Below are 8,750 nucleotides of genomic sequence, written 5' to 3' on the forward strand. Positions count from 1 at the left end.
AGGAGGGATCATCAGCCAAACGATCCACGACCATCCGCACCGCGCGATCCTTAAACTCTTGTGAATACCTTCTAGGCATGTTCCTATCCTCTCAAAAACAGGTAGGAACAAAACCCAGGACGCTTCACAATTTGACCGACCCCAAAGTTCAGCCAAACCAACTTTCAACCCGACTTTAAGGCTCTACCACAACGAAAAACCCGGATAAAAAACACACAAAATGTCCTTTAACCCGGTTTTCTCCTTACTTACTCGTAGCGATGGACAAACGACGCGCCCCAAGACGCAAATACGCCTCAGATGCACGCAACCCCACAACACTAGGCGTGGGGCAAGAATCAGCAACCGGCACAGGCTCCGGCACTGGCGGAGCCTCCGGTTCAACTACAGGTTCCGGCTCAGGCTCTCCGGCCGGCTCAGGCTCTTCGGTCAGAGCGGGTGTGGGGTCGGGTTGATAGTGGTTCAAAATCCGCTGCTCTAACGCGCGACGGTTGAACACCACCCCAACCGGCTCTGTAGCTTTCACGCCCTCGGTGAGGGGTGGGTCAATCAGGTCAGCGAAACCCAACTCGAGTGCGGCACGCGCATCCATCCAGGTTTCCGCATCCATCAACTTGGCGAGCTTCGCCCGCGACATTCCGGTCTTGGCCTGATAGGCGTTGATAATGGATTCCTTCACACTCCCGAGCATCTCGATAGCGCGACCCAGCTCGTCGGAGTCGCCCATAGCGAGGGTCGCCGGGTTGTGAATCATCAACATACTGACCGGCGACATAATCACCTGCTCGCCTGCCATGGCGATGACCGAAGCGGCAGACGCAGCCAAACCATCAACCCGAACCGTCACCCGACCCGGATAGGCACACAGCATGTTGTAAATCTGTGCCGCAGCCACCACATCACCACCAGGCGAGTTAATCCACACCGTAATATCGCCAGATCCAGCGCTTAGTTCTTGGGCGAAGAGTGCTGGGGTGATGTCATCATCAAACCAGGTCTCCTCGGCAATCACGCCATCAATATGCAAAACCCGGGCGTCAGGCACGTCCGGGTCAGTAGCTTCATCATCGACTGGGGGCTCGCTCCAGTTCCAAAATCGTCGCTTCATTTCTGCCTCCTCCGGCTAGTAGAGATTTCTTGTAAAAACATTGGTGCCTTCCTTTTCAGGAAGGCACCAATGCGTAGTTTTGTTACCATCACAACTCAGAAAACTGAACTGCAAATTATTGCCAATGCACTATGACCGAATCCGTGCCGGCTGGATAAGCTGGGTAATAACCGCCAACGCGCTTATGGTAGACACGAATTTTACCCAAGCTCGATTTCCCTGAAAACGCCCATGTAACGCCACTTATGTTGCTTGGTTCAAAGCAAGAAGACTCCGCCCCTGATGTGCTTACATAGCAAATCTTCCAAGAGTCCGTGGGACTCCCACCGCCACCACTTGTATAGGTGGTAACGCGGTATTCCACGTACGTTATCGGGTGAGATGGAGGTGTCGGATACGTCAGGTGAAAGAGAGTGTTGGCGTACCATTGATCCGGCGATTGAATCGTTGGAGGTTCCTGCGATGCACCCCAAGCCTTAAAATCGATAACAGTCTGCGCGTTTGCCGCCACGCCGACTGGAGCCAACGCAAACAGACACATGAAAAACGTGATAACCGCAATGATTCTTTTCTTCATCAATCCTTCTATTAGTTGAATCTAATCTTGTTTGTTTACCAGTCAAGTCTTTCGCGGTAACCACGGAGCAGGTTGTTTGCTTTGGATGCATTGCCATCAAAATCGGCTTCCGGGGCATCAGACAGGTACCTGGCAAAATCGGCTACGAACTTGGCGTCCGCGCCCGTGGCCGTGGGATGGAGCGGGTCAAAAGACATCAACAAGAAATCCTTGGGCAGTTTAGACGTCTCAAAGGCGGCGGAGCCAATGAACTTGCTGGCCAGAGCCGCATCGGATTTTGATGCCGGCTCATCACCTATCAGCTTCTTGTTCACCCCGGCCCAAAAACTGTAATCCGACTCGAAAGCGGCCGCTTGACTGAAGTCATAACCGTTATCCTCGGCGTAAGCGAAAGCGACGGCGATAATCTTGACGTCATCAGTGGAAAGATTCCCGTGCGATGCCCAATCCGAAATCGCCTTATCCATGTTTTCAGGTGTAATCGTTAGCGGGGTGCGGCTCCACGAGTACATGATGTTCAACCCGCGCAGCAACTGGTTTTGTAAAAGACCCTCGCGAGTGAACTCCGCCTTATCCTCAATAGGCTCATTCGCCTTCGAAGAAATCTCAAGGGTCGCCCCGGAACCGGTATCAGGCGCGCTCACGCGCGAAACCGTATTCGTTGCGTGAACCCCCTCAGAAGTCAAAGCAGTAACCGGAATCTGCATTTCGACCATCTCCTCACATCCATGTGGTAGGGCAGGCAAACCGAGTCCTAGAACATCTCCTTCAAGTTTACAACCTTGGTATCGGCAAAGGAAGAACCTTTTTTAGATTATTTCCCACTATTCTGATTCCACTTCGGCGTAGGCTCCGGCCAGGCCGAGTGGCAGCATATTGCCGTTGACCAGGTAGAGGTCGCCGCCGTCCTCTTCGGGTATCAGGTCGAGGTTCTCCAACGCGCGGATGTCGTTAGCAGACATCCACCCGTTTTGGCGTGCGGTCGCATACCCGTTCATGCGCGAGACGTAGTCGCCGCGCAGCAAGCCTTCGAGGTTGAATTTCACGAACACGCGCGGCTTCTCGCCCGGGGCAAGCAGGGTCTTGGTGATGGCTTGCTCCCAGCGGATTACCCAGGGTTCGAGGGTGTATTTCACAAACTCCAAGCTCTGCTGCTCGATGTTGGAGAACGAGGATTTTTCGAGGTCGCCGACCATGTGGGGTGGGATACGGAAAATCCGGGCTATCTCATTAATCTGAAACTTCCTGGTCTCCAAGAACTGGGCTTGTTCCGGGGCGATACCGATAGGCGTGTATTTCATGCCTTCCTCTAGCACCGCTATCTTGTTCGAGTTACGCGACCCGCCGAACGTCGACTGCCACGACTCGCGCACCCGCGCGGGGTCTTTGATTGTTCCCGGGTGCTCGAGCACGCCGCCCGGTGTCGCGCCGTTAGCGAAGAAGGACGCGCCGTATTCCTCGGTGGCGATTGCCAAACCGATAGCGTTTTTCGCCATCGCAATCGGGCTGTAGCCCACCAGCCCGTCAAAGCCCAGCCCTGGGATATGCAGCACGTCTGAGGCTTGGAGCACAATCTTTTGTGGCATCTTCTGGTTCGGCTCGTCACCCGTCCTGGTGTAGGTGTATTCCAACTCTCCATGCTTGTTACGCCCGACCTCCATCCGGTTCGGCATCAACGGATACAACCCGATGACCTCACCTTTGCCGTTACGGATGACCTGCGCGTAAGCGTTACCCCACAGGAGAAGATGCGTCATCAAAGTCTCCCGAAACACGAATGAAGTCATTTCCGGGTTCGGCTCGTCATGCAACAAAACATAGAGCGGATGGTCGAGCGCCTTCGTGCGTGACCCGTTTTCTTCATACCTGTAAACGTGCAACGGCAAGCCCGCGATAGCCTCGGAGAGAATCCGCACGCAGGCGTAGACCGCGGTCATCTGCATCGCCGAGCGTTCCGTAACCGGCTTACCCGCCGAGGTGGGTCCGAAAAAGAAACTATAGCCACCACCCGTGAGTTTCTTATCCACTAGCGGGCGGCGAAAAATATCAAGAAAACCCATGACGGTTTTCCCCTTCCCCTTGTTAGATGAATAGCAGTCCGCGTTCGTCGTAGACGGATTCGGTGGGTTCTCCGCCGTGGCGTAGTGCCCGGTCGAGTGCCATAATCAAAGCGACCATGCCGTCGATTTTCTCCGTGGATTTCTGCTTGTCGGGTTTGATGTTCCCGGCGGGGTCTTGCCGGATGGTGATGTTGTCTGCCATCCAGGCGAGCACCGGGTGACCACCGTGCGCGAGTCGTCCTTCCAACGCCAACTTCATGAGTTCTTTGGACGGCGGGCTCATGTCTTTGAAGCCTTGACCGAAAGGCACGACTGTGAACCCGAGGCCTTCGAGGTTTTGGCTCATTTGTACTGCGCCCCAACGGTCGTAGGCGATTTCTCGAATGTTGTAGCGGGTGCCGAGTTGTTCGATTTTGGCTTCAATCGCGTCGTAGTGAACCACGTTACCCTCCGTGGTTTCCAGGAAGCCTTGCTTTGCCCACAGGTCGTAGGGTACGTGGTCGCGTTTCACCCGCAGGTCGAGGGTTTCTTCTGGGAGCCACATGAAAGGCAACACCTGATAGGGCTCCGTCTCGTTTTCGGGTGGGAACACCAAAGCGAAAGCCGTAATATCCGAAGTCGAGGACAAATCAAGCCCGCCGTAACACACCCTGCCTTCCAACACCTCCGGATCGACCGAGGTGTCGTTTTGGTTCCAGGTGGTCATCGGCATCCACCGCACTTCCTGTTTCACCCACTGGTTTAACCGGAGCTGGCGGAACGTGTTTTCTTCAGCAGGGTTTTGTTTAGCTGACTCACAAGCATCACGAACCTTCGAAATATCCACCGTGATACCAAGCGAGGGGTTGGCTTTCTTCCACACTTCTTCGTCGGTCCAGTCTTCTTCCGGGTCGGCCCCGTAAATGACGGGATAGAACCGCTCGTCGTGTTTCTTGCCGCTGATAATGTCGAGGGCTTTCTGGTGTTGCTCGTAGCATATCGAGTGCGTGTCCGACCCGGCAGTCGTGATAAGGAAATACAGGGGTTGGGTGCGGGCGTCCCCGGAGCCTTTTGTCATCACATCGAACAGGCGACGATCCGGCTGGGTATGCAGCTCGTCAAACACTACCCCGGAAATGTTGAACCCGTGCTTGGAATAAGCCTCAGCGTAAAGCACCTGATAAAACGAGTTCGTGGGCTGAAAAATGATGCGTTTCTGCGAGGCAAGAATCTTCACCCGCTTCGCCAACGGTGGGCACATCCGCACCATGTCAGCCGCGACTTCAAACACAATCGAGGCTTGCTGCCGGTCAGCCGCACACCCGTAAACCTCCGCGCGTTCCTCCCCGTCCCCGCACGTGAGCAGCAAGGCGACCGCGGCGGCAAGCTCGGACTTGCCCATCTTTTTCGGTATCTCCACATACGCCGTGTTGAACTGGCGATACCCGTTGGGTTTCAAAGTGCCGAACAGGTCGCGGATAATTTGCTCCTGCCAATCAATCAAGTCAAACCGCTCACCAGCCCACCGGCCCTTCGTATGCGTCAAGGCTTGAATAAACGCCACCGCATAATCCGCCGCCTTCTTGTCATACCGCGACGTGGAGGCCGCGAACCGGGTCGGCGTGTAATCTTTGAGCTTACGCATCATCAGGACTCCCTCCCAGTAACGGCGGAAAACCCCGCGCGGGGCGGGGCCCCTTGTCTGCCGTGGCTGCTTACTCGGCGTGGTATTCGACCAGGTTGTCGATGCTGGTGGCTTCGAGCTCGCGGATCAGGGCGGCGGCGCGTTGGTATCCTTCGGCGACCTTTTCGAGTTCGTCAATCGTGAACCCGCCGGAGTGGCTTACCGGGTTGACATTGAATTCCCCGAAGTCGCCGTCAATCCAAGGGGCGTAGCCGTCCATGCTCGCGGGTTCGACCGCAATCTTGCGGAAGCGGCCGTCCGGGGTGATGTGGCGAATCTCATAGCCGAGGCTCGCGGCGCGGGCGATAATCCGGTCGGTGTTTTCCTGCTCGATGCTCTTGATTTCTTTGGTGTTCATTTTCTTGCCTTTCGTCTTGTTGTTTCACCGTTTGTTTCGGTATGTATATACAGCCATAGATTCCAGGACATATCAAGTCAAAATCGTTGATATTCCAACGAAAAATAAGTGATAGATGTCACTAATACGAGAGGCTTGGAAAGCGTGCAGGGAGGGGCGACCATGTGGCCGCCCCTCCCGCTCTTATGCATAAACTATGCTTCTGTATCTATGTGGGGTTTGGTTTCAGCTGTTCTGCTTACCGAGTTTCCCACGCTCACTTTCGCCGCGTCGAGCCGCTTGTTGATGGCTTCCTGGAGAGCCTTGGTGGTTTCTTGCTGGTTACGGGTCAGCATCTGGTTCCAGAAACCATTCATGCCCGGCATATCGTTATCAGAGTTCATCTTATTCATGTAATTCAACGCCGCGAGCGCGCCAGCCATCTTATCTACCTTGGCAAGAGCAGCGTCCGAGTGCTTATCCTCGGCAAGTTTATACATCATTCCCAGAGTCGACTTCTGGTCATCATCCAACGAGCTCAGCACAAAACTAATCCGGTCGGAATACTTCTCAAAAACCTTAAGGTTGTCTTCAACCTTTCCCTTGTCCTGTGAGAATAAATCCGTCAACGGATCATTCTTGACAGACTCAGACCCGGAGGTCTCAAGTTTAGAGTTCACGGCCTCCCAGAAATCATTAATGTTTTCCCGCCAATTAATCACCTTCTGAGCTTTATCACTCAGAGTCTCACTCACGCGAAGATTCCCCTCCGAAGCGCTCTTTGAATAGGCGTAAATAACTTCCTTCAAGTCATCGAAAAACGCGCCCGACCGTTTAGAACCAATATTTGAAACCAAAATATTGTCCAAATAACCTGTCGGGATAAGATTGTCCTCCATCGCTGAAGACGACAGAATCTCAACCGTTGCCGCGACCTGTTCATCCACCAATGCCGGGTTCTGATCCAAGAAATTCTTAGTCACGTGAAAACCACGACCAATAGCCGCAACCGCCTCGTCAACCTCGCCAGAAATATCGTCAATAAGATTCGCCTGCGTAACCGAACCCTGCGCATCAATCGCCTGACCAACAGCACCATTAAACCCAGCAGCATACGCATCATTCATAGGAGAAATCTGATGACCAGAAGCCGCATAATTCACAATACCCCAAACCAGATTAGCCATCGGGCTAACCCCGTTACGCATATCAATCCCATGATCGTGAGCATAAACATACATATTCGCAATCAGATTACGCTCTGAATCGCTCAAAGCATTCGCCGGCACAAACCCCTCACCGGAACTATTCGGACCCTGACCGCTATAGTTGTATTTATAAATATGTGGCATATCAGTCCGATTCCCACCCTCTTCAATATAGAAGATGTTCTTCAACATATAATCCCAACCATCAAACCCGTCCTTCGCAGAAGACGTCGCAAGCGCACCGCCAATATGCTTCTGCTCATAGGACCCGTCAACCGCAGTCGGGTCAAATGCTGCAACCTTAGTGGTGTCCGCCGGTTTCGTCGACAGCTCGACAGAATCCGCAAACGGAGTCGAAAGCGGGCTCACGGGAGCACCAGACACGCCCGCGTCAGTCTTCGGGGCGACAGACGTCTTCGCCTGCGTCGCCGCCCCGGCAGCCGCCGCATAATTACTCAAACCCACAGCATCCATGCTGACCATCTCCTCACATCCTGTGTTGTTTATTGTCTATCCTTCTGTGTAAGTAACTGCAAGACTGTCGTACCCGGGATCACTGTATATCGGACCGGGAAGCCCTTCTGGGAACCTGTGCTGTATCTGGAATGACCCTTTGGCTGAGACGTTGGAGTAAATCCCGCCAGTGGCGTTCTGGTTCGCATCGACGACTCTGAACTCTCCCATGCCTTCAATCGATGAAGCCGCGTAAACAAGTGAATACCAAGGTGTACAAGCTATCGGCTGGTTTCCATAAGGCTGAGAGTAGCACACTCGCCCCCACTCGGTATGGTCACCTTGGTATCGGGTAACGGTTGCGACTACAGAAGTTGCAGTGTCCAAGGTGTCAACGTAAGTAGGAGCGGTGAAATACGTGCTCGTCGGATCAGTCGTATCGTTAGGTGTGTAAACACTGTAATGGCGCTTGGAGTCAGACCAAGTCCCACCGGTCGCGAAAGCTGGACCGGCAACCATGAAACTAACCAGCAGCGCTGCAGTAGCTGCTGTGGCGCGACGAGCCAAAGACATCTTAACTCCTAGCTCTATAAATCCGAACAAATCTCAATTGAATTGTATGCTCTTTTCATCGTCAGGGGAAGAGGTTTTTTAAACTTTAACAAGATTTTAGCAACTCACGTTCATATTGCGTCCAGACTGAGAAACGGTATTTATGGCCGTCCCTCTGGAATTGGAATTGGCTCGGTTTAGTTGACAGTTTGTAATTGTTGTTGTTCGTATTCTAGCGGGCTTAGATCGCCCAGGCTCGAGTGGATTCTGACTCGGTTGTAGAACCGCTTGATGTAGTCGAAGATTTCTAGTTTTGCCTCCTCTCTGGTTTTGAAAATGAACCGGTGGACGCATTCCATTTTGATGGTCGACATTAAGGACTCGGTTACCGCGTTATCCCACGGGGATGCGATAGCACCCATTGAGGGTCGTATCCCGCGTGATCTCATTGTGGATCCGAGCAGCAGGGAACAATACTGGGAACCATGATCTGAATGATGTATCAGCCCGCTGGGCGGGTTCCTCCGGGCGATAGCCATCCTGAGCGCGTTATCAACCAGTTCAGCAGTCATTTTAGAAGCCATAGCCCAGCCGACTACCATACGCGAGTAAATATCGAACACTACTGCCAGGAACAACCATCCCTGATAGGTTTTCACATAAGGGATGTCCGCAAACCACAATCGGTTCGGAGCCTCGGCATGAAACTCGCGGCGCACCAAATCCAGAGAATAATCCGGCCTCACAAGCTGTTTCCTCGTTTTTGCTCGATATTTTTTGGCTCGGGTAACA

Annotated in this window: 7 protein-coding genes; all 7 read right to left on the reverse strand. The window is 53.3% G+C overall.

What is annotated here, in order from left to right; all coding sequences use genetic code 11:
• Positions 1-244: 244 nt before the first annotated feature.
• On the reverse strand, positions 245-1,108 hold the full coding sequence (locus FYJ63_RS10780; RefSeq protein ID WP_195839388.1) for a head maturation protease, ClpP-related: 864 nt from the start codon (positions 1,106-1,108) through the stop codon (positions 245-247).
• Between the two features lie 612 nt (positions 1,109-1,720).
• The gene (locus tag FYJ63_RS10785; protein ID WP_154546587.1) at positions 1,721-2,392 is read right to left on the reverse strand and encodes a hypothetical protein; all 672 of its coding nucleotides are present in this window, start codon (positions 2,390-2,392) and stop codon (positions 1,721-1,723) included.
• A 117-nt stretch (positions 2,393-2,509) separates the two neighbouring features.
• Positions 2,510-3,745, reverse strand: a complete 1,236-nt coding sequence (locus tag FYJ63_RS10790; RefSeq protein WP_154546588.1) for a phage portal protein — start codon at positions 3,743-3,745, stop codon at positions 2,510-2,512.
• A gap of 22 nt (positions 3,746-3,767) precedes the next feature.
• Complete coding sequence (locus FYJ63_RS10795) at positions 3,768-5,369, reverse strand: terminase large subunit (RefSeq protein WP_154546592.1); 1,602 nt, start codon at positions 5,367-5,369, stop codon at positions 3,768-3,770.
• A 70-nt stretch (positions 5,370-5,439) separates the two neighbouring features.
• Positions 5,440-5,766: a hypothetical protein gene (locus tag FYJ63_RS10800; protein WP_154546589.1), complete on the reverse strand. Its 327-nt coding sequence runs from the start codon at positions 5,764-5,766 to the stop codon at positions 5,440-5,442.
• 194 nt (positions 5,767-5,960) lie between these two features.
• Positions 5,961-7,427 carry a hypothetical protein gene (locus FYJ63_RS10805; protein ID WP_154546590.1) on the reverse strand — a complete coding sequence of 489 codons (1,467 nt, stop codon included), beginning with the start codon at positions 7,425-7,427 and terminating at the stop codon, positions 5,961-5,963.
• A 728-nt stretch (positions 7,428-8,155) separates the two neighbouring features.
• On the reverse strand, positions 8,156-8,750 hold a 595-nt coding region (locus FYJ63_RS10810), incomplete at its 5' end, for an IS3 family transposase (RefSeq protein WP_154546591.1).

Origin of the sequence: Mobiluncus porci (assembly GCF_009695935.1) — a bacterium.
GTDB lineage: Bacteria > Actinomycetota > Actinomycetes > Actinomycetales > Actinomycetaceae > Mobiluncus > Mobiluncus porci.